Below are 19,405 nucleotides of genomic sequence, written 5' to 3'. Positions count from 1 at the left end.
GCTTTCGCGTGCCGCCCCGTCTGCGATGATGGTCGTCATGACTGGGGTGGGAATGCGCGTGCACCGCGAGGCACTTTCTCGTCCTGCAGCACTTCCGCTGGTGCCCGCCGGGCATTCCGCCCGCATCATCGATGCCGTGCTTGTGGGGCTCATCGTCGTTCGCACGGCTTTGCCCGGCGTCCCACTACCCGTGGCGCAGATGAGCATCATCCTGCTGCTGGGCTTCTGTGTGTTCAGGCGCCCCACCCGTTCATTCGCGGGCCTCTGGTGGGTTCCGGCAGCGCTAATCGGTCTCTTGTGCTTTCTGACGCTTGAGACATGGCTCAACGACATCGATCCGACCCGCCGTGCACTCAACCTACTCGTTCTCTTCACGTTCGCGATGTTCGTCGCGACCGGCCGGATCGACATCGGTTCCGCGATTAAGGGGCTTGGCGCGGCACTCGTGATCAACGCTGTGTTGTTCTATATGGGCGTAGCTCCTGATGACTACTCCGGGGTGCTCACGGGCTACTTGCAGGACAAGAACGCTGCGAGTCTGGTCATCGCCGTGGCCATGTTCCTGCTGCTTCTGGTCGCGCACCGACGCGCTGCGCAGATCGCCGTCGTGGCGTTGGGCATCGCCGGCGTCGTCGCAACCGATTCACGAACGACGATGGCGGCGATAGCCGTGTCTCTCGCTTGGCTCGTGGTCAGCCGCTTCCTGGGACGCTCGTTGCAGATGGTCGCACTGGCGGCAGCTTTCCTTGCTTTCGTGTGGGCAGACAACAACCTGACCACGATCGGCGACTACAGCAGCACCCGTGAGGGCTCCGACGCTTTCCGTAGCCGTATCGATGCCGCTTCTGGGCTAAAGGCGGCCTCAGCACCGTGGTATGGGCTGGGTCTTGGCGAGGCTACTGTCTCTCTCGACAGCGGTACGTGGTTCTTTCACAACGCCTTCGAAGGGCTGATTGTGGAAGGCGGAGTCGTCATGGCTGTCACCGTGATCGCCCTCTTCGCGCTGTCGGGGCTGGCGGTAGCGGCTCAGCGGACCATCAATTTTCAGAGCACCGAGGCACGCGCCATCACGGCGGCGACGCTCACGCTCTTCTGCTGCGCGTTCCGACTGGGCGAGGTGTTCCTCTCCCCGATCGGGCTGCTCACACTCGGCATCGCCGTCGCGCGCCTTCTGCCGAGCGTCCAAGGCGCTAGCAACTCTCCGATGAGCCGCATCAATCGCGGCTAGCCAGCGGTACAGTCTCTCCGCCTGAGCGGCGGTCTCGCGCACGGACAAGCGCCGTACGAATGCCACGACTCAGTTTTCTCTCTGCTGTCTTGTACATGATCCACGCCACGAGCAGCGCCACTCCCGTCGCAACGAGCACAGCGGCAGGGCGACCGATGAACGGCCAGAGCTGGTGAATCACCACGTAGCCGACAATGGAGTGCACGAGGTACAGGGAGTAGCTGATCTTCCCCGTCCACTGCAGCGGAGCAATCAGCAGTAGGCGCGTCTGCTTGCGCATCGACACGATGATGAAGAGAACACAGATGATTGCGACAATGACCGCATTTCGCCAGTGCTCCACCAGCCCCGAGACAGCGACCGCCACGATGGCCGAGGGAATGAGCAGCAAGTGCATTCTTCCCGCACGGCGGGAGATGAACGCGAGCATCCCCGTGCAGAACAGTGGCCCGTACGCCGCGAGGGTGATGTTGAGCACGACCTTCACGGGCGTCGGGACTAACTGCGGATCAAGACCATAGGAAGCGGGGAACGCCCAAATCGCCACGAGCAGACATACGACGAGCCATGCCAGAGACACTCGTACCATCAGCTTCTCTGACAGTCTGCAGCGCGTCAGCACCAGTAGCAGCAGGATCAGCACGTAGAACTGCATCTCTACCGCGAGCGTCCAGAACACATCCAGGACGTTGGGCACCAAGAACCAGCGCTGCACCATGGTGAGGTTCATAGCAACCACATCGGGGGCCAGCGGAACGTTGGGTACCGCGAACGCGGCGCCAATGATCACACCGATCGCGAGCGCAATCCAGTAGGTGGGGTAGAGCCGTGAGAACCGCGATATGACGAAGTCTGAGGGACGCTGGGCAGCTTCGGCCGACATCAGAATGACGAAACCACTGACGAGAAAGAACAGCTGAACGCCGAAGGCACCCCACCATACGTCAATCATCGGCTGAGGATCATTCGGGAAGTACGAGTTGTGTGCCCCTGTGTAGTGCGACAACAGCACAAGAAGCGCCGCGATCCCCCTCAGACCATCGAGTTCACGAAACCGCATTCTCTTTGCTCCCCTTTTTCTGACTAGCTCGCTCGGCCGCCGCAAGGTTCGTGAGAACCTCGCGCACGCGCCCCGTCCCGGCGGCCGGGGAGTAATGCTCCGTCCAGCGCGCATGCTGCGCCTCGACGTTCGTGTCTTCCTCTCCCGAGGAGATGCGGGCGATCAGCGCAGCCAGCGCTTGCGCGTCCCCGCGCGGCGTGACGAGGCCCGCATCGGCCCCGACGACCTCGGGCAGCGCACCGGCGTCGCTGACAACCACCGGCACATGCGCAGACATCGCCTCCGCTGCAACAAGGCCGAACGATTCAGGGATCAACGACGGAACCACCAACAGATCGATTGTGTCGAAGAAGTCCGCCGGCGCTACCCATCCCACACGGTCGGTCAGCGTCTCTACCTCGGCGAGCGCCGACTCGACCTGCGCAGACTTCGGCTTCGCAACGAACACCGGCTCGCCGGCTAGCACCAGACGAAAGCTCCCCGGCTGCTCACGCTCGAGCAACGCCATCGCCTCAGCAAGCACGTGCACGCCCTTGTCGGGCCCGAGGCGCCCCAGAAAGCCGACCGAGAAACGGGCATCGGCAGCAGCCACACGCTGACGTCGTCGCATACGTTGCGTCCAGTTGGGCATCACCCGCGCACCCGGCACCGACGTGAGCATGTGCGCCGACGGCACCAGAGTCTCTCGCGCACCGATGCGAGAGAGCGCGCTGAGCACCCGGTGCAGTCCGTCAGGATGCTGGTGCAGGTGCACGATGCGATCGCTATGCCCCCACGTCGCCGTCGCCGGCACCAGACCGTTGCACCACAGCACCCCCTTGCGGTGGCGAGCATCCCACCGCCGCAGCTGCCACATCCACGACCAGCGACTCTTGACGTGCAGGCGCACGGTGTCGAACCCCGCGTCGTGCGACGCATCTGCCAGCGCACTCGGATGTGCCGGCGCCACCACCGTCACACCGATCGACAGCTCGCGCAGGGCCTCGGCGATGTGTAGCAACATCACTTCTCCGCCGCCGATCGCCCCGTTGTTCGTCGCGATCGTGATGTGATCGATGGCGTGCGAAGGCAACTTCTACTCCTTGGGACGAAGGGAATCGTCCGCAAGAGAGGTGCGGACACACTGGCGATCTCACCCTAGTGGATCGGCCGGCGACGTCACGCGCACAAGACGCCGCTCAGACAGCGCCTCAAGCGCCGAACGCACAAGCTGAGCGGCATCCGGATGCGGTCCATGCTCGTCGATGAGCGCCGCCGTCAACTCCGCCACCGTGCGCGGCTGCGCGCACCACAACCACATCGTCGCGGCAATACCGGCGATACGCGAGAACTCCGGGCCGTTCAGCACCGAGACCTCGCCGTCGCACTCGATGGCGTCCGTCCACGGCATGCGGGTCACGACAGCATCCGCCGCCCCCGTCGGGGGCACTCCCTCAGCCGCGGCGACGTCGCCGGTCCAGCGCTCAGAATCGGCGGGCGGATGCCCGATCCACCGCGCCTCGGCACGCGAATCGCCCCGCGATGCCAGCAGATCGTCGACGACCCGCTCGGCCTCGGCGATCTCGGCATAGCGCAGTCGAAACGGGCCGCCACCCTCAGTAGCCGCCCCGACCAGATGATGCAACGGGCGAAGCCCCCGCCAAATCGACGACGACTGGGGCAGCACCTCAGCGATCAGCTCATGCACGCCGATCGGCTGCAGCTCGACCGCGTCGGCACCAGGATCGCGCTGCAGGCAGACGATCGCAGCCAAGACAGGCGGAGAAAGCGGCGTGGGTGCAAGCCCCTCGTCATCGGGCGAGCACTCATCTTTACCGCCCGGAAAACCCGGCACGATGATCGAGAGCGGCTTCGTCAACCCTTCGACTCGATACGAGGCATCAACCCGCACCAACTCATCGCTCAGATACCCGAACCGCGTTCCCAACGTTCGAGCAGCAGTACTCTTGCCCGTGCCCGACGAAGCGACCATCACCACGGCACGGCTACCGTCACCCGACGCCAACGCGGCCGCATGCAGCAGCAGCCCCGATCCGGCCAGATGCTCAATAGCCGCCTGCGTCAGTGCTCTCGAGAATGCATACGGAAAGGCTCCGTCGGTGCGTTCGGTCACATACGCCGTGCGTACGTGGGGGTCTCGGGGGCCGGTCAGCGCGTCGGCAGAGGGTCGGAAGACGACCACTGCGGCGCCACTCGCATCGTGCCCGTTCACCCGTACCCGAGCCCACAGATGCCCGAGCCGCGAGACCAACGGACGGGGGTCGGCGTATGCCGAGAGATCGACCCGCCAGCACTCACCGAACAACCGCAGCAGCAGCCCATCCGACATGCTCGCGCGCACCCCGCACCCCCCTCGTCGTGTCCCCAACACCCTCTAGAGTAGGGGTATGTCAGCGTCTGAGATCCCCATCTGGGCGCTGACCCATCTGACACATGCTGCGCTTCAGCGCACCGCCGATCGCGTCGGCGCAGATCTGCTGCATGTGAAGGGGCCGGCGACCTCGCAGACACTGCGGCCCGCACCGCACGACTCGTCCGACGCCGACGTGCTCGTGCGCCCCGCGCACCTCGAACGGTTCACCGACGCCATGCTCGCCGACGGCTGGGAACTGTTCACCGACTTCGCCGACGGCTCTCCCTTCGCTCACGCCGCCAACTTCGTCCACCCGTCGTGGACCTACGCAGACATTCACCGCCTCATTCCCGGCCCACTCGCCACTCCGGAGGCCGTCTTCGAACGGCTCTGGCGCGACCACACGGTCGCAGAGATCGCCCACCAGCCGGTGACGGTACTGTCGCTGCCCGCACAGGTGCTGATGCAGACACTGCACGCAGCCCGTTCACACGGCGCCGAGCAGCCGTCCGCCTGGCGTCTGTGCCCCGACGAGTTGCGCACCGAAGTGCGTGCGCTCTCCGTCGAGTTGCAGACCGAGACGGCTTTCGCCGCGGGCATCGGCGAACTCGACGCCCATCGCAACGCCGTCGATCACGCACTGTGGTGGTATTGGTCGATGCCAGAGACTGACCGGCTCGACGAGTGGACCGCACGGTTGCGCAGCGCGCCGGGCATAGCCGAGAAGTGGCACGTCGTGCGCCAGGCCATGCGGGTGAACCGCACCCACTTGCGTCTGCGTCTGGGCCACGAACCCAGCCGCAGCGAGATCGCGCGCGAACAGCTGTCACGTCTCGCCCAAGCCGCGCGCTCCGTAACGCGCCAACTGACGCGCACCGGCGAGAAGTCCGCATGACCCCGGCCTACGTTATTGCGACCGATGTGGCATGGGTCGACTCCGTCGACGGCGGGCGCAACGACCCCATCGTTTGGATCGCCCGCCTGAGCGACAGCTCATTGTTCGCTCTCGAACGCACCGCCTGGCTGGTGTGGAGCCTACTCGCCGAGGGCTACAGCACTGCAGATGCGATCCGCGCCGAGATCACCACCCTGCAGGTGACCACCGAATTCGGCGCAGACGGGCTCGACGGCTTCCTCACACAGCTGGCCGACCAACGGCTGGTCGTCGCCGAGAGCCCGCCTACGCCGTCTCAGCCGTGACCAGGATCGGCCGGTGGTCGCTGGTGCCCTGCGGCAGCGTCGTGATCTTCGAGATGTCGAAGCCCACCGAGGTCGCGAAGTCGTAGTGCCCGCGGAACACCCGGTACCGCGTGTACGTGTGGTCGTCGCTGAGAGTGAGCATGTATCCGTGTTCGCGCACGGTCTGCCCGAGGTTCTCTTTGAACACCGGGTAGTTGTAATCCCCCACCATCAGCACCGGCAGGTCGGGGCCGAGCGCCTGCAGTTCGCCGAGCGCCGCACGGATCTGATTGCGCCGCAGCGAGTTCAGCGCGGTCAGCGGCGCGGCATGGAAGGACGCCACGATCACGCCGCGGCCGGTGTCGATGTCGAGCAGCCGCGCTCCCAGCACCCGCTCGTGCGCGGGTTTGAGCACCATGTCGTGCAGCGACTTCTTCAGCCCGATCGTGCGCACCGACTCGACGCGGAACGTGTTGCGGCGCAGGTACATCGCGAGCCCCAGCCGGTTGCCGCTGGTCGCCTCGACCAGAGAGAGCCCGCCGATGCTCTCGGGAAGATCCTGCGTGTCGCACTCCTGCAGGCACAGGATGTCGGGGTCGTGCGCGCTAACCAGATCGGCGAGCTCACGCGCCGCGCGGTGCTTGCGCAGGTTGTACGAGATGACCCTCATGCGTCAAACGTACCGCCGTCGCGTGGTGCGTTGTCGTCATGCTCGCGGTCACGCCGCGCACGAGTCTGCTCGGCCCGAGATGCCAGCAGTTCGTCGGCCGGATACCCGACCTCTGTCAGCGTCAGCCCGCGTGCCGGCAGCACCTTGAACGCGCTCGTACGGGTGAGCTCGTCGCGCAGGCGGGCGACGTCGGCGACCTCGAGCCGCCCCGCTCCCACGGCGGCGCAGGCACCCACCAGCGCGCGCACCATGCTGTGACAGAACGCGTCGGCCTTCACCTCGGCGACCAGCACGCCCTCCGCGTCGCGGTGCCAGCGGTAGTCCAGCAGTGTGCGGATCGTCGTGGCCTCCTCGCGCGGTTTGCAGTACGCCGCGAAGTCGTGGAGTCCGATGAGGGTCTGAGCGGCAGCATCCATCCGCTTCTCGTCGAGATCGGCACGCAGCGTCGTCGTGTCGTTGCGCCGCATCGGGTCGTATCCGACCCGATTGTCGGCGAGGCGGTAGCGGTAGCGCCGCCAGACCGCCGAGAAGCGCGCGTCGAACCCTTCGGGCGCGAGGCTCGTGCGCGTCACCGTGACGTCGGGATAGTTGCCGAGAACACCGCGGATGCGACGTGCCAGCGACCCGGCAGGATCGGATGCCGCCTGCCCGTGCCGCGTGCGCACGCGCGCCCACTGCGTCTCATCGAGGTCCACGTGTGCCACTTGGTCAGAGGCGTGCACTCCGGCATCCGTCCGCCCGGCGACCACGAGCCGCGCCTCGGAACCGACGATGCGCGCCAGGGCCGCCTCCAGCGTGCCCTGCACCGTGCGCATGCCGGGCTGGGTCGCCCAGCCGCGGAAGTGGGTGCCGTCATAGGCGATGTCGAGGCGGATGCGCACCGAACCAGCCTAATGGGGGCGCATCTAGACCGCGGGCTCCCGCGCACGCACGAGATCCCCGACGCGGATTCTGCCCGCGGGCGGGAAATCACAGACCAACCACCTGCCGTCCGGCGTGTCGGTGTGGGACACGCCGTGCACAGGGCGAATGGTCTGGGATTTCCCACACGGGTTGAGGCCCGCACATGCCGAGCCTCGATCAGGCCACGGCCACCTTGGGCTTGGCCCACGAACGCCCCCGGGTGTCTTTGAGGATCGTGTACTCGGCATCGACGTGCGGCTCGATCGCGCTGTACTTGTCGTTCGGCGCGCCGATCACCAGCTGGAAGCCGAGTCCCCGCCAGGCGCCGATCGCCCGTCGCGTGAAGTGGGCGTCGGCCTTGATCAGCGCCTCGTCCATGAACACCGGCGCATAGCGCGGACGCTCGGCCCCAGCATCCCCGAGCTGATAGCGCAACGCGGCCCCGACGATGAACGCCACCAGCTCCTGCGACTCACCACCCGACTTCTCACCGATATGGTCGTACAGCGCGACGTGCTCGCGGGTGTCGGCCCGGACCCGCTCGGCGCTGACCCGCACGTGATTGCGCACGTCGATCAGCTCGGCGAAGTCGGGCGCCGAGCGCCGCATCTTGGCGATCAGACGACTCATCCGCCGGTAGGCGTTCTCACGTTCCTCATCGGTCGATGCCGCCTCGATCAGTCCGCGCACCTCGCGCAGGTCACGACGGAAGCGCTTGCGCGCCTCGGACTGGTTCTCACGCGGTGTGATCTGCAGTCGGTGGTCGTCGTCGTAGAACGGCAGTTCTTGCATGATGCGGTTGATCGGCTCGATGCGGTCCCTGATCTCGCGCACCGACCGGCTCAGCGTCGAATCCAGGCTGGTCAGGTCATTGCCCGACAGGCGCAGCAGGCTGTCACGCCATTCGCTCTCGAGCTCATGCAGGCCGCTGGTGCGCAGCGCCTCAAGAATCCGCACGAATTCGTCCACCGATTCGTCGGGGTCAGGAAGCAGATTCAGGTTCGGCCAGCGTTCCAGGAACGACACCATCAGCTGACGCATCCGCTCACGCTGCTCGTCATGCCCGTCGAGTGCCGCACGGCGATCCGCCGTCAGCCGCGCCGCAGCGGTCTTCAGCGCCAGATCCAGCCGTGCCAGCCGGTCCGAAGCGCTGCCGGCGTCGGCGTCTCCCCCGAGCAGGAACCGCTCATCGAGGAACGCCGCCTGTGCCGCATCCAACACCAGTTCGGCGGATTCTGCGGCATCCACGATGCGCTGACAATCGTCGACATCGTCGGTCACCTCGCCCCACTGCGCCTCGACGCGGTCGCGCTCGGCGACGAGAGCGCCGATCTGAGAACGCAGCTCGGATGCCGTCACGCGCAGCGCCTCGGCACGTTCCTTCAATTGCCCGACCTCGGGGCTCGCATCGGTCACCTCGGCCTCGACGGATGCCCAGCGCTCGCGCTCGGCCTCCAACGACGCCACATCGATCTGCTTCCAGGTGACGTCCTCGATCAACGCGAACGCCTTCAACCGGTTCTCGATGGCATCCAGCGCCGCCTCGGCGGCCTCGGCCGTCTCGGCGGCCGCCGCGAGCCGCGCGTCGGTACCGGCAGCGAGCTCGTCAAGATCGCGCAGACGGCGCTCGTTCGAGAAACCCAGCACGTTCTCACGGCCGTGACCGCCGTGCGCACCCCGGCTGCCCTGCGACATCTGCCCCGTGATCGTCAGCGCCATCCGGTGCTCGCCCAGCTGCGCCGACGAGTCAACGCACACGAAGTCGAACCGCTCCTCAAGCCGCTGCTGCAGCCACCCCGTGAAGGGCGTCGCCCGGTGCTCGAGCCGCCCCGGAAGCGTGCGATCGGATGCCGGCTTCGACTCTGCGATACCCGCCGGAACCCCCTCATAGCGCAGCCGCACCGGGCTGCGCAGCTCGTCAATCGCCGCGCGGAACGCCGGCAGGTTCTCACTGTCGATCAGCAGCGTGGTCGCGAAACCACCGAGGGCGAGGTTGAACGCCTCGCGCCACGGCTCGAACTCGGTGCGCACCTCGACGAGCTCGCCGACGAACGGCAGCTCATCGGCATCGAGCCCGGCAGCCTCGGCCAGCAGCATCCGCGCCTCATGCAGAGCCGACGGGATGCTACCGCGCAGCTGCCCGGCGCCCGCGCGCTCGACATCCATCTGCTCGCGTTCGCGCACGAGCGCGCGCCGCGCCGTCTCGGCATCGGCGAACGCCGCCCGCGCCGCCCGGCGCCCACCGTCGGCCTGCGCGGCGCGTGCCTGCGCGGCCACCTCGGCGAACTGCTCTGATGTCTCGGCCTGCACGCCGAGTGCGCGCAGCGCCGCGTCGACGCGATCGCGCTCGCGCCGCACATCGGTCAAGCGACGCTCGACCCCGCGCAACTCGCGCTGGGCGGTCTCCAGACGGTCACCGCCCGACTGACGAAGCAGGTCGAGCAGGCCATCGCGCTCCGCCTCGGCACCGTCGACAAGCGCGTGCTTCTCTCGGATGCTGAGATCGAGCGCCCGCTTGCGCTCCCCCAGCTCGGACTCGACCTCACGCAGCAGATCCAGACGCCGCTGCGCCCGCCACAGCGCCGCGCGCGACGACGGCTCATCAAGGTCGCCGACCTCGTCGATCAGACGCACCCGCTCGGCCGCGCCCGTGATGCGTTCACGGATGCCCGCGATCGGCTCCAGCGCGCTCACCTGCTGCCGCGCCGTGATCATGCTCGTGCGCGTGCCCTCGAGCTCATCGAAGTGGGCCACGACAGCATCCGCCGTCGCCATTGTCTCGGGCTCTTCGAGCACGAGACGCTTGTACAGGTCATCGACCGTGGTGATCTGCTGACCGGCCTGGATGCGCGCCAGCAGGCTCATCGCCTTGCCACCCGACCCCGCGGCGCCGATGCCGAGCACCGTGTGCAGGCGCGCCGTGAACTCCCGGTCGGTTCCGACCGGTTCGAGGCCGCGCTCACGCAACGACGCGTCGGTCAACCGCTGTGCGGCGGCGGATTCGAGTTCGGCGAGATCAAAGCGCCCCTCGCACGTCGCGCGCACCCGCACGGTGTCTTCGAGAATGCGTGCGCCGGCGGGGATGTACCAGGCCCGCACGGCGGTGAACCGCGACCCGTCGTGGTCGGCCCAGGTCATGGCAATGGCGGTCCAGGTGTCTTCACCGTCGCCGCGCAGCACCCGCAGCTTCGTGCCCTCATCGGTGCGGGACTCGTCGATTTTGCCGCGTCCGTACGACAGGATGTTGCGCTGCTCCTCACCGCGAGGACGCCCGGTGATGCCACCATTGGACGCACCGTTGAACGGCGTGGTGTGCGGCATCATCAGGGCGATGTAGGCGTCCATCAACGTGGACTTGCCCGAGCCGGAACCACCGCACAGCATCGTCGCGTTCGGCGAGAAACGCACCCGATGCGGGCCGCCATCGTAACCGCCCCAGTTCACCAACTGCAGGTCCTCGGCGACCCACTGCTGGCCGCGCGACTGCGCGGGGATGAGACCGAAGAGAGTGTCGAGCATCGTCACAGGGCGGCCTCCGGCTGCACGTTCTGGGGCTGGGGGGCCTGCTGGGGCTGGGCCTGCTGGGGCTGGGTCTGCTGGGCGCGCAGCCAGGCGCGCAACTCGGCGAGCTTCTCGGCGCTGAGCACGACCTCGACGAGCGAGCTGATCCGGTAGCGTCCGGTGGTCTCCTCGTCGACGACGCCCTCGCGGTCGAGCCGGTCAAGCGCCGCGCGGATCGCCCGCTGCTGCCGCGCCGTGCTGCCGTCGGCGTCGGTGAGATAGCTCAGCACGGTCTGCTCGACGTCTTCGATGTCGATACGCGGTGCGGACTCCCCCGCAGCCGTCTCACGCTGGAAGACCGTGCGCAGGTGCACCAGCACCAGTGTCTCGGTGCGGTTGTACGGCAGGTCCTTCAGCAGAATCGGCACCTCGAACTCGTCGGAGCGCACCTGCTGCTTGTAGGCCAATCCGCGACCAGGATCAACCACGAGACGCAGGTAGACGTCGTGCAGGCGCGACTCGATGATCTGCTGGTGCTCGAGCAGCAGCGCCCACTCGGCACGGTTGCCCTCAGCACTCAGAAACCGCTTCTGCAGCACCTGCGCCAACACCCGGCGCACCTCGGGATCGAGCGTGCCGCGATCCCCCGGGAAGTGCTCGACGAGGTCATCCTCCATCGCGACGGGGGTGACGAACGGATCGCGTACGTCAGCATCCGATACGGCGTGCATGTCAGCATCCGACGTCGTCTGCGCGGGCGCGTCGACGCGCCCGTCGGTGTCGGAAACGGTCGTCGTGTCAGTCATCGTCGTCCTCCTTCAGTGCGTGGGCCGTGACCGACGCGAATGCGAACCGCCTCGTCGTGCCGTCGGGACGCAGAGTCTCGACGGTCGACACCTGGTCGCCCTCGGTCATGCCGTTACGGTGCGCGATCTCCAGCAAGCCGACGAGGTCGACCGGCCGGCGGGTGTCCTCCGGAGCGCCGACGAAGGCCTCACCCAGATCGAACACGTCGCCGAGCCCGGCGACATACGCCTCCAGCTCGTCGTAGCGCGGCCCGCCCCACGAACGCGAGTCACCCTCGACGTACTCGACGTCGTCAGCATCCGCCAGCGGAGCCGGAGCACCCGGCGGACGCACATCTCCCACGCTCTGCCGCAGCCGACCGAGGTCGATCAGCGGCAGGCTGCGCACCGGATCGACCGGCGCCGTGGCCGGAGCCGTCCTGGCCCAGTCGTGCAGCCCAGAGATGACGTCGCGCAGCAGATCGTCGATCTGGCGGTCACGCAGCGGGTCGTGCGTCTTCACCTGGCCCGTGATGACGTGGGATGCCCGTCGCTGCGCCGCCAGCACCTCTTCGACACCCAGCTCGACACGGCGGCCGATGGCGTCGAACTCGATGCGCTGTGCGGAATCCATGTGGCGGGCGAACGGCTGCGCGAGCAGCGTGTGCAGCTGCTCGTTGAGCGCGTCAATGCGCTCGGGGTCGCCGATCAGGCGCAGGGCCCCCGCGAAGGCCCGCCCTTCGGGCGTCGACTGCATCACGTCGCGGGCGCGCTGCAGGTATTCGCGCAGCACCTCCCCCGTGGGACGCTCGTCGCGTCGCAGGTGCGCAACGACATCACGCTGCATCTGCTTCAGCGACTCCGCGACGCGGGTGAAATCGGCGGGCAGCTCACGCGCCAGGTGCAGCACGTTCTCGGCCTGCTCGTGCAGTTCCTCGTCGTCGACGTCCACCGTGCCCTCGGCCTGCACGCGCAGGATCTCGGCGTCGATGGCGTCACGCTCGGCCGTCAGCCGCACGATGCGCTTGATCGGGTCGGCCTCGGCGCTGTCCGACAGTCGCTCGACCGTCTCAAGCAGCGTGCGCACCCGCGAGTTCGACACGCGCGTGCGCCCAGCGCCGGTGCGCCCGGTGATCTCGAGCGCCTCGACCGCGTGCGCCGAGAGTCGGTACACCTCGACGTCGTCATCGATCTGCTGCACCAGCCAGCCCTGTTTGGCCCATGTGCGGCACACTTCACGCCCCGTGCCCGCCGGAATGCGCCTGTCATCGTCGTCGTAGCCCGCCGCGCGCAGGTCGTCGAGCGCCGCAGCGACCTCGGCGTGCGCGTCGGCGATCGGCACCGCGGGGCGATCCGCTGAGAACAGCGTCGTCAACGCTGAGACGACGAACGGCGCGTGGCGACCGTGCAGCAACCCCAGGGTCGGGGTTCTGAACGCTGCAAGAGAGCGGATGTATGCCGCCTCGGCACGCGTACCTGTCACCTGAGAAGCCTACCCGGGGTCCCTGTGCACCCTCCAACGAAGGTGCAGGCTCCGCCCGCCTCGCACCCGCCTCTCACCTGCTTCCGTCCCGCCTCCGTCCATATGTCACAAACTCGGGCTATCTGGGGCCGATAGCGCGGGTTTGTGACATATAGACGGAAGGTGTGCGGGCTATAGGCCGGGGGCCGGGTACGAGAAAACCCCCGGCGGGTTGCCGAGGGTTTTGTTTCTGTAGCGGAGGCGGGACTCGAACCCGCGACCTCACGATTATGAGTCGTGCGCTCTCACCATCTGAGCTACTCCGCCGCAATCGCCCGAACCAAAGTGCAGACGGTACGAGCCCCGAGTCAGGATTGAACTGACGACCCCTTCCTTACCATGGAAGTGCTCTGCCACTGAGCTATCGGGGCGCGCTGCCCCTCGCGGGGCAACCAGATGAGATTATCACCTCTCGGTGCATCTCGCGAAATCGAGCGAATCAGTACTCGTATCGACCCGCATTTTCGCGCATCCACGGCAGCGGATCGATCTGCGAACCGTTGATGATGATCTCGAAATGCAGGTGCGCACCGTACGACCGACCGGTGTTGCCGACCTTGCCGATGATGTCGCCGACCTTGACCTTCTGGCCGGACTGAACCTGCAGCGACCCGTACTGCATGTGCGCGTAGTGGCTCGTGACGACCTGACCATCGATGACGTGATCGATGTAGACGTTCACACCGTACGCACCACCCGCCTCAGACGCCGTACGCACGACACCATCGGCGATCGCCTGGATCGGAGCACCGTTACCGGGCACGAGGTCGATACCCGCGTGCAGACGACCCCAGCGCGGCCCGTACGGCGAGCTCATCGCTACACCGACGATGAACGGCCACTGGATCGCCGCATCGGGATCGTTCGTGTAAAGGCTCTCGGAGAACTTGATGCCCTCTTCTGCGGCGACCTGACTGAGCGACACGCTGGAGAAGTCATCCGACCGCGCGAGAGCGTCGCCCTCGACGTCCGACGAGGCGACGAACGCCTGGATCTCACCGTCCGCGACCTGCTGACTCGCCTGATCACCGGCTGTGGCCAGCGAGGTCGATGTACGAGCATCCGCTCCCTGCGACGCAGCCACGGCACTGACGGGAAGCGTCATCGAGACGGCGATCAATCCAGCAACGCCCATCACACCGAAGCTGGCTCCCGCTGCGACGACGCGTCGAAGCATCCGCCGTGGGCGTGGCTTCACCATGTGCAGTGGCGCTGCGCCCTCGACAACCGGCTCGTCCGCGACGGGAACGGTCGGCTCAGACGGCGCCTCGACCTCAGCCCCTGAGACGGCCTCGGCGTCGTCCTCGATAGCCACAAAGCCGAACATCTCGGATGCCGCCGCGAACGCGTCGACATCCGAGGCAACATCGTCGGACGCGACGACGGGCGCCGCAACGACTGGGGTGGCGCTCTGAGGAGCGGAGTCAACCGCGACGGGGGCCGTTCCGGCGGGAACCGCCTCTTCGAAGATCGGATGCGCTAGAGAAACCGATTCGGGAACAACGGTGACCGACTCGACCGGAGTGGACTGCGTGGCGCTGGCGACGACCTCAGCGGGGGCGGTCATCGGCTGCGCGGTCGGCGTACCGGAGGCCGCCAGACGTCGTGCGCGACGACTGGTCGCGGCCGTCGACACGGCAGTCGCGACTTTCTCGGCCGCAGCGGCTGCGTCTGTCGCGATCTGTGCGGCGTCCGGAGTTGCCGAGTCCGCTGAACCCGCCTGCGGGGCGGTGCGAAGTCGATTGGCGCGACGCGTGGGCACAGCGCCGTCCTCGGAGCGTTCAGGGTGCAAATCAGATCTCTCGGGTCGGGTAGTCAAGCCGGTACTTGATCACTTCGCCTCGGGCCGGCGAAAGTAACGATCGGATAAACCGTACATGTTCCATGCTGGGAAAGCCATGAACCAAACAAATTCAATCACATGAGATTGCCGATGCCGCTGACCGCACGCTGCAATGCGGCATGAACTGCCGGGCCACCCGCGATCACCATCGGACGGGGCGCATCCAGCTCCAGCCTGCTGACGAGACCGCCCGCCTCATGCACCAGGATCGCACCAGCCGCGAAGTCCCACGGGTTCAGACCGCGCTCGAAGTAACCATCCAGGCGTCCGGCTGCGACGTAGGCCAGATCGATCGCGGCCGACCCCATCCGGCGCAGGTCGCGCGCGATCGGCATCACCTGCCGCACCATCGCCAGGTCACCGTCGTGCGTGGCCGGGTCGTACCCGAAACCGGTCGCCAGCAGGGCTCCGGCGGGCGTCTCGGTCGTGACGGAAAGTCGGATGCCGTCGAGCCAGGCCCCCTCGCCGCGCGCCGCTGTGAACAGCTCGCCGAGGCCGGGGGCGCACACGGCGGCCGCCACACCCTGCCAGCTCTCGGGGTTCGGTTCGCCCTCAACGACGGCGATGCTGACCGAGTACGTGGGAATGCCGTAGGCGTAGTTCACGGTGCCGTCGATGGGATCGACGACCCAGGTCAGCCCGCTGGCTCCGCGCTCAGCGCCGGTCTCCTCCCCCAGAAAGCCATCATCCGGACGCTCACTGCGGATCCGGTCGCGGATGAGCTGCTCGACCTCGCGGTCGGCCTCGGTCACGATATCGGCCAGCGTCGACTTCGTCGCGGCCAGCGAGACGCCCTCGGTGCGCCGGCGCTTGGCAAGGTCGCCGGCTTCGCGGGCGATGTCGGCGACGAGCTCGCCGACATGCGTCGCGGTCACTGACCTGCTCCCGGAGCCGGTGGGACGGGAGGCGCGGGCGGCACAGGTGGTGCCGCAACCGCGTCGGGCGCCTGTGACGCGGGCACCGCGCCCTCCGAGTACACGGGGTACACCGGCGCATCGCTCGCCCGCGGGGCGTAGTACGCCACCTGGGCGGACGGCGGCACAGGCGTCGGGTATCCCGTGTAGTACGCGCCCCAGTCGGGCGACCCGTCGGGCATCACGGGCAGCGGGGTGCGTCCGTCCGAGTACGTCGGCCACGCGCTCAACGGTTCCGTGGGCACCGGCGGCGTCGCCGGGTGGTGCGCTACGGGAGTGCGCGCGATCGCGGGCTCGAACGACGTCGGCATCGGGCCCGAGGGCATCGGACGCGGACGCCGGCGCGGCGCGAACAACGCGTTCAGCAGCGGGATCAGCGTCGTGCCCACAGCCGCCAGGATCGCCAGGGCGATCACGATGCGCCAGTAGATGTCGCGATAGTCGAACACCTCGGGGAAGGTCAGGTAGAACACCAGCATTGCCACGAGCGCACCGAGCATCACGAACGTGACGATCACGATCACCCGGGTGAATGTGGTGACGTACCGCTGCGACGCCTTCAGGAACAGACGCACGTGCACCAACGCGAGCTGCATGATGCCGATCACCAGCACGAACTGGAACAGCCGCTCACTCATCCAGCCGAACATCGGCGACGGCTCGGGCATCCAGATCTTCACCGATCCGACCAGCAACGCGACGATCCACGTCACCATGCTCGCCAACGCCAACCACTCCGGCCGTCGCTCCGCCAGGTGCGACTCCGCGATCGCGACGCCCGCGAACAGCGCCAGCAACAGGATCGTCAGGAACGCACGCGCGATGATGCCGTCCTGATCACCGATCAGCACCCACACGACGCACACCAGCGCTGATGCGATCAGCGCTCCGATCGCGATCCAGATGGCGCCGCGCAACAGCTTCGAGTTCATCGGCTGCTGTTCGTCGGCACGGGGCGTGACGTCTGTCATGAGAACCTCCCGGCGGTGTCGGGTCTCATCCTCCCACGTGCGCCCACGTCCCGCGGGGGCCTGTGGACAACGTCTCAGCGACCGCCCGCGCGCGACGCAGCGAACCCGGCGACGCGAGCCTTGGCATCCGCCGTCTCGAACGCCGCACCGATCGAACGCGCCTCCTCGGCGAGCTGCTCTGCGAACGAGCGCGACGGCTGCGAGCGGACCAGACGCTTCGCCTGTCCGTACGCGCCGGCAGCTCCGGCCAGCCAGAATCGGGCGATCTGCTCGGCACGCGCGCGAACGGCATCCGCCTCGGCGTCAGCATCCGCCCCTGCCACGGCCTCGGCGACCAGGCCCCACTCCACGGCCTCCTCGGCGCTCAGCAGGCGATCTTGCAGCACCAGCTGCAGCGCGCGGCGCTCGCCGACGGCGCGCGCGAGCTGCGCCGAGACCGACAGGTCGGGTGTAAGACCGATGTTCGCGTACAGGCTGCCGATCTTCGAACTCGCGCCGACGACGGCGTAGTCACTGCACATCAGGATGCCCAGACCACCGCCCGCCGTGGTGCCGTGCGCGGCGGCGACCACCGGGATCGCCGACTGCGTCAACGAGAGGATGCCCTCATTGATCACATGTGCGAGCGAGGTGATGTCAGCTCCGCTGCCCATGGTCGTGGCCATCGCGACCACGTCTCCCCCGGCGCAGAACGCGCGGCCGGCGGCATCGAGCAGGATCGCCCGCACGTCGTCGCGGCCGACCGCCTCGGCGGTGACATCGCGCCACGCCATGGCCAGATCGGCGTCGAACGCGTTCAGGCTGGCGGGACGGTTCAGCGTGAGACGGGCAAGGCCATCGTCGACGGTGAACAGGATCGGGTCGCTCATGGATCTCCTTCGATACGCAGGACGGAGTCTCAGCCTACCCGGGACTCAAGTTCATTCATCGGCGAGGACCCGGGCGACGAAGTCCTCCATGCGATGCCGGGTTCCGTCGAGCCGCCGATCGGCCTGGCCCGAAGCCCGCACCTCATTCGGAGCCAGCGGATGCGCCAGGCGCACGTTCTCGTGGCACGACAGGTCTGCGCAGATGTAGGTACCCGCGCTATCGCCACGGCGCCCCTTCGCGCCGGCACGGCGCGCAGTGAGCAGCGCCACCTGATTGCCCGGCTGCAACGAGCGGCAGATGTTGCACATACCTGAACGCACCCGCGCCGGGTCGGTGGCACGCAGCACGATCCCCTGCGCGACACCATCGCGCTCGACGATCACGATGCCGCGCCGGCTGGACTCGGGGTCCCGCCAGGCGAGGAAATCCAGGTAGTCCCAATCGGTGAGGAGGAAGTCATGGGGCATCCCGATTTCAGCGATCTCGTCGGCATCCGCGTTGCGGATCGCCGCACGCACCTGTTCTTCGGTCAGCGGTCGCATCGAACCAGTCTATGAAGCCGCCTCCGGCACCGGCTCCGCTACGGGCCGCTTCTCACGGATCAGAAAACCGAACCCGAACGCCACGAAGAACATCAGCACGCCGTAGACCGCTGCCGGCAGACTGAGTTCCATCGAGCCGAGCACCGACTGCGCGATCACGATCGCGAGTGTGGCGTTGTGGATGCCGATCTCGAACGACGACGCGATCGCCTGGCGTGTGCCGATCTTCAGCATCCGCGGCACCCAGTACCCGACCGCGAGACTGATGAGGCAGAACAGCACCGTGATCAGCGCGAGACGGGCGAAGTTGTCGACCAGCAGCTGCCAGTTCGACGCGACGGCGCCGGCGATGACAACGACCAGGATGATCACGCTCGCGATGCGCACCGGCTTGTCCATGCCCTGCGCGAAGCGCGGCCAGAACCGGCGGATCAACATTCCCGCCGCCACGGGCAGCAGCACGATCGCAAAGACCTCCAGCGCCTTCGACCACTGCAGCCCCAGCTGGTCGTCGAACGGCTCGAAGTACCAGATCGCGAAGTTGGTGATCACCGGGAGTGTGATCACCGCGATCACCGAGTTGACCGCGGTCAACGAGATGTTCAGCGCGACATCACCCCGGAACAGGTGGCTGTACAGATTCGCGGTAGTGCCGCCCGGGCTCGCCGCGAGCATCATCATGCCCACCGCCAGCACGGGCGGCAGCTGAAACGCCAGCACCAGTCCGAAGCAGATCACCGGCAACAGCAGCAGCTGGCACGCCAGCGCGACGACCACCGCTTTCGGCTGTTTGAGAACGCGCGCGAAGTCGGCGGGCGTGAGGCTCAGCCCGAGGCCGAGCATGATGATCCCGAGGGCGACGGGTAATCCGATGGTGGTCAACGCTGATCCCATGGCACTCAGTGTGGCCGACAACGCACCCCAGTACCAGCCCTACCCTCCGCCCCCGCGCGCCCGCCTCTCGCGACTCTCGCGCTTCTCACGCTTCTCGCGCTTCTCACGCTTCTCACGACGGCGAGAAACCACTTCCCGTTCGAAACATCACCTGACACGTGGTTTCTCAC

General features: G+C 67.2%; 17 protein-coding genes and 2 tRNA genes. 3 read left to right on the top strand and 16 right to left on the bottom strand.

What is annotated here, in order from left to right; all coding sequences use genetic code 11:
• The first annotated feature begins 52 nt into the window (after window positions 1-52).
• On the top strand, window positions 53-1,228 hold the full coding sequence (locus PTQ19_RS03110) for a hypothetical protein (RefSeq protein WP_274368410.1): 1,176 nt from the start codon (window positions 53-55) through the stop codon (window positions 1,226-1,228).
• On the opposite strand, the gene PTQ19_RS03105 is transcribed toward PTQ19_RS03110, so the two are convergent.
• The 3 genes from PTQ19_RS03105 to PTQ19_RS03095 are packed head-to-tail and all read right to left on the bottom strand — an operon-like array spanning window position 1,215 to window position 4,629.
• Complete coding sequence (locus PTQ19_RS03105; protein ID WP_274368409.1) at window positions 1,215-2,288, bottom strand: acyltransferase family protein; 1,074 nt, start codon at window positions 2,286-2,288, stop codon at window positions 1,215-1,217. The genes PTQ19_RS03110 and PTQ19_RS03105 overlap by 14 nt on opposite strands.
• Entirely contained in the window at window positions 2,275-3,360 is a 1,086-nt protein-coding gene (locus PTQ19_RS03100; RefSeq protein WP_274368408.1) for a glycosyltransferase family 4 protein, read from the bottom strand. Before PTQ19_RS03100 ends, PTQ19_RS03105 begins: the two co-directional genes overlap by 14 nt.
• A gap of 60 nt (window positions 3,361-3,420) precedes the next feature.
• Window positions 3,421-4,629 (bottom strand): hypothetical protein, encoded by a 1,209-nt coding sequence (locus PTQ19_RS03095; RefSeq protein ID WP_274368407.1) that lies wholly within the window; start codon window positions 4,627-4,629, stop codon window positions 3,421-3,423.
• 46 nt (window positions 4,630-4,675) lie between these two features.
• Here PTQ19_RS03095 and PTQ19_RS03090 point away from each other — a divergent pair, with 46 nt between their 5' ends.
• Together PTQ19_RS03090 and PTQ19_RS03085 are read left to right on the top strand one after the other, a co-directional pair.
• Entirely contained in the window at window positions 4,676-5,536 is an 861-nt protein-coding gene (locus tag PTQ19_RS03090) for a nucleotidyltransferase family protein (RefSeq protein ID WP_274368406.1), read from the top strand.
• Entirely contained in the window at window positions 5,533-5,841 is a 309-nt protein-coding gene (locus tag PTQ19_RS03085) for a hypothetical protein (protein WP_274368405.1), read from the top strand. Before PTQ19_RS03090 ends, PTQ19_RS03085 begins: the two co-directional genes overlap by 4 nt.
• Here the strand turns inward: PTQ19_RS03085 and PTQ19_RS03080 are convergent.
• The 13 genes from PTQ19_RS03080 to PTQ19_RS03020 all read right to left on the bottom strand — a co-directional run bounded on the left by PTQ19_RS03080 (window position 5,822) and on the right by PTQ19_RS03020 (window position 19,235).
• Window positions 5,822-6,490, bottom strand: a complete 669-nt coding sequence (locus PTQ19_RS03080) for an endonuclease/exonuclease/phosphatase family protein (protein ID WP_206550444.1) — start codon at window positions 6,488-6,490, stop codon at window positions 5,822-5,824. The two genes, PTQ19_RS03085 and PTQ19_RS03080, sit on opposite strands and share 20 nt — an antisense overlap.
• A complete protein-coding gene (truA, locus tag PTQ19_RS03075; protein WP_274368404.1) occupies window positions 6,487-7,371 on the bottom strand; it encodes a tRNA pseudouridine(38-40) synthase TruA in 885 nt (294 codons plus the stop codon). Before truA ends, PTQ19_RS03080 begins: the two co-directional genes overlap by 4 nt.
• A gap of 199 nt (window positions 7,372-7,570) precedes the next feature.
• Window positions 7,571-10,918 carry an ATP-binding protein gene (locus PTQ19_RS03070; protein ID WP_274368403.1) on the bottom strand — a complete coding sequence of 1,116 codons (3,348 nt, stop codon included), beginning with the start codon at window positions 10,916-10,918 and terminating at the stop codon, window positions 7,571-7,573.
• On the bottom strand, window positions 10,915-11,700 hold the full coding sequence (locus tag PTQ19_RS03065) for a DUF4194 domain-containing protein (protein WP_338000581.1): 786 nt from the start codon (window positions 11,698-11,700) through the stop codon (window positions 10,915-10,917). The genes PTQ19_RS03070 and PTQ19_RS03065 overlap by 4 nt, the downstream gene beginning before the upstream one ends.
• The gene (locus PTQ19_RS03060; RefSeq protein WP_274368402.1) at window positions 11,693-13,162 is read right to left on the bottom strand and encodes a DUF3375 domain-containing protein; all 1,470 of its coding nucleotides are present in this window, start codon (window positions 13,160-13,162) and stop codon (window positions 11,693-11,695) included. The genes PTQ19_RS03065 and PTQ19_RS03060 overlap by 8 nt, the downstream gene beginning before the upstream one ends.
• A 232-nt stretch (window positions 13,163-13,394) precedes the next feature.
• Window positions 13,395-13,468: transfer RNA gene (locus PTQ19_RS03055), tRNA-Met, on the bottom strand.
• A 32-nt stretch (window positions 13,469-13,500) separates the two neighbouring features.
• A tRNA-Thr gene (locus tag PTQ19_RS03050) sits at window positions 13,501-13,572 on the bottom strand.
• A 68-nt stretch (window positions 13,573-13,640) separates the two neighbouring features.
• A complete protein-coding gene (locus PTQ19_RS03045) occupies window positions 13,641-14,963 on the bottom strand; it encodes a M23 family metallopeptidase (RefSeq protein WP_274368401.1) in 1,323 nt (440 codons plus the stop codon).
• 155 nt (window positions 14,964-15,118) lie between these two features.
• Entirely contained in the window at window positions 15,119-15,919 is an 801-nt protein-coding gene (locus PTQ19_RS03040) for an inositol monophosphatase family protein (protein ID WP_274368400.1), read from the bottom strand.
• On the bottom strand, window positions 15,916-16,929 hold the full coding sequence (locus PTQ19_RS03035) for a hypothetical protein (RefSeq protein WP_274368399.1): 1,014 nt from the start codon (window positions 16,927-16,929) through the stop codon (window positions 15,916-15,918). The genes PTQ19_RS03040 and PTQ19_RS03035 overlap by 4 nt, the downstream gene beginning before the upstream one ends.
• Window positions 16,930-17,003: 74 nt before the next feature.
• A complete protein-coding gene (locus tag PTQ19_RS03030) occupies window positions 17,004-17,798 on the bottom strand; it encodes an enoyl-CoA hydratase/isomerase family protein (RefSeq protein ID WP_274368398.1) in 795 nt (264 codons plus the stop codon).
• 51 nt (window positions 17,799-17,849) lie between these two features.
• Complete coding sequence (locus tag PTQ19_RS03025) at window positions 17,850-18,341, bottom strand: FBP domain-containing protein (RefSeq protein ID WP_274368397.1); 492 nt, start codon at window positions 18,339-18,341, stop codon at window positions 17,850-17,852.
• A 9-nt stretch (window positions 18,342-18,350) separates the two neighbouring features.
• Window positions 18,351-19,235, bottom strand: coding sequence for a bile acid:sodium symporter family protein (locus tag PTQ19_RS03020; protein WP_274368396.1), 885 nt, complete (start codon window positions 19,233-19,235; stop codon window positions 18,351-18,353).
• Window positions 19,236-19,405 lie beyond the last annotated feature (170 nt).

The sequence above is a fragment of the Microbacterium esteraromaticum genome (genome assembly GCF_028747645.1).
Classification (GTDB): Bacteria; Actinomycetota; Actinomycetes; order Actinomycetales; family Microbacteriaceae; genus Microbacterium; species Microbacterium esteraromaticum_C.
The sequence above is the reverse complement of the archived record's forward strand: the minus strand, read 5'-3'. Positions and strand labels throughout refer to the sequence as shown.

Bases quoted from the DNA above. Each gene is read 5' to 3' on its own strand.
- PTQ19_RS03105 (WP_274368409.1), bottom strand. From the start codon at position 2,288: ATGCGGTTTCGTGAACTCGATGGTCTGAGGGGGATCGCGGCGCTTCTT.
- PTQ19_RS03020 (WP_274368396.1), bottom strand. From the start codon at position 19,235: ATGGGATCAGCGTTGACCACCATCGGATTACCCGTCGCCCTCGGGATC.
- PTQ19_RS03025 (WP_274368397.1), bottom strand. From the start codon at position 18,341: ATGCGACCGCTGACCGAAGAACAGGTGCGTGCGGCGATCCGCAACGCG.
- PTQ19_RS03030 (WP_274368398.1), bottom strand. From the start codon at position 17,798: ATGAGCGACCCGATCCTGTTCACCGTCGACGATGGCCTTGCCCGTCTC.
- PTQ19_RS03085 (WP_274368405.1), top strand. From the start codon at position 5,533: ATGACCCCGGCCTACGTTATTGCGACCGATGTGGCATGGGTCGACTCC.
- PTQ19_RS03065 (WP_338000581.1), bottom strand. From the start codon at position 11,700: ATGACTGACACGACGACCGTTTCCGACACCGACGGGCGCGTCGACGCG.
- PTQ19_RS03035 (WP_274368399.1), bottom strand. From the start codon at position 16,929: ATGACAGACGTCACGCCCCGTGCCGACGAACAGCAGCCGATGAACTCG.
- PTQ19_RS03090 (WP_274368406.1), top strand. From the start codon at position 4,676: ATGTCAGCGTCTGAGATCCCCATCTGGGCGCTGACCCATCTGACACAT.
- PTQ19_RS03110 (WP_274368410.1), top strand. From the start codon at position 53: ATGCGCGTGCACCGCGAGGCACTTTCTCGTCCTGCAGCACTTCCGCTG.
- PTQ19_RS03080 (WP_206550444.1), bottom strand. From the start codon at position 6,490: ATGAGGGTCATCTCGTACAACCTGCGCAAGCACCGCGCGGCGCGTGAG.